Genomic DNA, 1240 nt, shown 5'->3' on the forward strand with positions numbered 1-1240 from the left:
TGACCTGACCCCCAGCTTTCATCCAGCCGCGACCAGAGACCGGCCGTTGTTGTCGCCGTCTTCGGCAACGCTGTCTACCGGCCGCGAAGCGGCCAATATGAGCCCCGCCGCGTGCACGGCCGGGGCCTGGTAGCCGAGCGATGAGTGCGGTCGCTCGGTGTTGTAGTCGTCGGCCCAGGCGGCGATCGTCTCACGTGCCTGGTCGAGGGTCATGAACAGCGTCTCGTTCAACAGCTCGTCGCGCATGCGGCCGTTGAAGCTCTCGACGTAGCCGTTCTGCGTCGGCTTGCCCGGCGCAATGTAGTGCCACTCGATGCCGGCCTCGCCGCACCACGACAGCACCGCGTTCGAGGTCAGCTCGGTGCCGTTATCGCTGACGATCATGCCGGGCCTGCCGCGCATCGCGACGAGATCGGCGAGCTCGCGCACGACCCGCTTGCCCGAGATCGAGGTGTCAGCCACCGCCAGCAGACACTCGCGCGTCACGTCATCGACGACGTTCAGCACCCGGAAGCGCCGGCCGGATGCGAGCTGGTCGTGCACGAAGTCGAGGCTCCAGCGCTGGTTGGGAAGCGCGACGACAGGTGGCGCAGCCCGCGCGCCAACGGCGCGCCGACGACTCTTGCGCTTGCGCACCGTCAGACCTTCCTCGGTGTAGAGCCGCTGCGTCTTCTTGCGGTTGATCACCACACCGTCGCGCCGCAGCAGGATGTGCAGGCGCCGATAGCCGAAGCGCCGGCGCACCTGCGCCAGCTCTCGAAGCCGCGAGCGCAGCTCGCCATCATCGGCTCGCCTCGAGCGGTAGCGCATCGACTTGCGATCGGCGCCGACGACACCGCACGCGCGGCGCTCGCTCATGCCGTGCGCCGCCTGAAGATGCTCGACCGCCTGCCGCTTGGCAGCCGGCGTCACCACTTTTTTCCCAGCAGGTCTTTCAACCCCGCATTGTCGAGCATCGCATCCGCCAGCAGCCGCTTCAGCCTGGCATTCTCGTCCTCGAGCGCGCGCAGACGTTTCGCCTCGCTCAGCTCCAGCCCGCCATACTTGGCCTTCCACGCATAGAAAGTCGCGCTCGACATCCCGTGCTTGCGGCACAGATCCAGCACCACCGCCCCCGCATCGGCCTCCTTCAAAATGCCAATGATCTGCTCGTCCGAAAACCGCTTCCGCTTCATCCAATCCGTCCCTCTGCTGGGCCGGACTCTACTCGCAAGTGGAGGAAAAACAGGGGGTCAGGTCA

General features: G+C 66.5%; 1 protein-coding gene. It reads right to left on the bottom strand.

Annotation, left to right across the window (positions count from 1 at the left end; all coding sequences use genetic code 11):
• Positions 1 to 18 precede the first annotated feature (18 nt).
• Positions 19 to 1175, bottom strand: a protein-coding gene (locus tag ASC46_RS20665) for an IS3 family transposase (protein WP_169790129.1) whose coding sequence is annotated in 2 segments (ribosomal slippage) — positions 19 to 923 and positions 923 to 1175 — 1158 coding nt in all. Because the reading frame shifts where the segments join, the coding sequence is not laid out codon by codon here.
• Positions 1176 to 1240 lie beyond the last annotated feature (65 nt).

It is taken from the genome of Chelatococcus sambhunathii (assembly GCF_001418005.1).
GTDB classification, from domain to species: Bacteria; Pseudomonadota; Alphaproteobacteria; order Rhizobiales; family Beijerinckiaceae; genus Chelatococcus_A; species Chelatococcus_A sambhunathii.